The following is a 1,014-nucleotide window of genomic DNA, read 5'->3' on the forward strand; positions in this document are numbered from 1 at the left end:
GCGTGTATCTTCACACAACCTACGAAATTCATCATATACCGATTCTGGCAAGTGTTCGAACTCTCGCCTAAACCCTTCAACTGTTAATGACAAACTTGCAATCGGCGTTCTTAATTCATGCGTTAGAATTTGAAGAACCAGCATGCGGCTCTTCATCTCTTGTTTTTTACTGTTCCAACGGTAAACCGCCCACCCCAACACGAGTAGGATATTGGCAATCACCAAAATAAACATGGCTATCTGCAGAAGTTCTGAATGATCTTCTATTTCCCAACATACATTGCCGCGTTGGACAAAACAGCTGTTGCCTTCTGAGGACAAACTAAAGGCTAAACCCGCGAGCGTAGCGTTTTCGTTCCAAACTGATTCTTTATACAGGTAATATCTATCACCGCGCTTGACCCACATTTCATCAAGCTCAACAAACATACTCGCACCCGCTAGCAAAGCTGTTATGGCTTCATTGTCCATCTTCTGTAGACGAGACAGTAGTTCATCGTGTTCGGTGTTCGGTCGCTCTTGAATGTGCATGTAGCGCTTCAACGAGTCAAATTTCTCTGGGTATAACTCAACGTAGCGTGCGGCATATGAACCGCCACCGGGATGAATCAAACCACTTCGAGTAAACCAACGATCAGAAAGTTTAGTTCCTTTACACATTGCACGAGTAAAGACCAAAGGCTCTGTGATTAGAGGGCTTAAAGGCAACTTTCCGCTGCATGTTTTTGATAACCGGTATAAGCGTTGGATGTCTTTTAGTGGGTATTCAGCAGTTTGCGGCAGCATAGAGGACGGCATGATCAAGCGAGTCGGGTAATCAGCCTGAAGCAGTCGAATATCATAAGATTCAATTGCCATTTCATGATCAAAAAGTTTAGTGAAGTTATCGATACGCTCAGGTAAAGAGTCAGCAAACGCGTTCACTGAAACGGATAATGTAGCGATAAGCAGAGTAAATGTTCTTTTGATGATCACAAACCAACGCAAATTCATATAGATCAATCAAATATATAC

At 43.0% G+C, this 1,014-nt stretch carries 1 protein-coding gene; it reads right to left on the bottom strand.

Annotated features, from left to right (window positions below; genetic code table 11):
• On the bottom strand, positions 1-993 hold a 993-nt coding region (locus tag AB4653_RS26470; protein ID WP_372105712.1), incomplete at its 3' end, for a DUF3404 domain-containing protein.
• Positions 994-1,014: the final 21 nt, after the last annotated feature.

The sequence above is a fragment of the Vibrio sp. 10N.222.48.A3 genome, assembly GCF_041475345.1.
GTDB lineage: Bacteria > Pseudomonadota > Gammaproteobacteria > Enterobacterales > Vibrionaceae > Vibrio > Vibrio tasmaniensis_A.